The sequence below is a fragment of the Geobacillus sp. BMUD genome (assembly GCF_013096845.1).
Classification (GTDB): Bacteria; Bacillota; Bacilli; order Bacillales; family Anoxybacillaceae; genus Geobacillus; species Geobacillus vulcani.
Window position 1 is genome coordinate 1 of the sequence record NZ_SDLA01000087.1, and the last position, 396, is coordinate 396.

The following is a 396-nucleotide window of genomic DNA, read 5'->3' on the forward strand; positions in this document are numbered from 1 at the left end:
CCAGCCATCCATATAACTTTCGCCTAACCCCAAAGAGCCTTCTTGCAGAACGCGTTTAAAAAAATCGGGGTTTTTCACACGAATATCCGCCGGGGCAGAACCGTTAATGGCTATACCGGCACGGCTAAGTAATTCGTTGGCGATACGGTACCAGTTGTCATCCGGTACACTGACTTCTTCTATACACGATGAACTCATAGTTTCTCCATCACTGGTCGGTGATCAGAACCTTAAAACAGCGTAGACGCTTTTTGGGCTTTGTGAGAAATCTCGCAGAAAAAACCGCGAGTCTATAATCCGACGTAGAACAGAGGGAAAGGAGGAACCTTTGCCGAAATGACCATCCATAGTGAGTCGGGAACGATCCTGTCCCCGTAAAAACATAATATTTATCGT

Annotated in this window: 1 protein-coding gene; it reads right to left on the reverse strand. The window is 46.2% G+C overall.

Annotated elements, in window-relative coordinates; translation table 11 throughout:
* Nucleotides 1-198: hypothetical protein (locus ETC05_RS17535; protein WP_032180265.1), on the reverse strand; the 198-nt coding region annotated here is incomplete at its 3' end.
* Nucleotides 199-396: the final 198 nt, after the last annotated feature.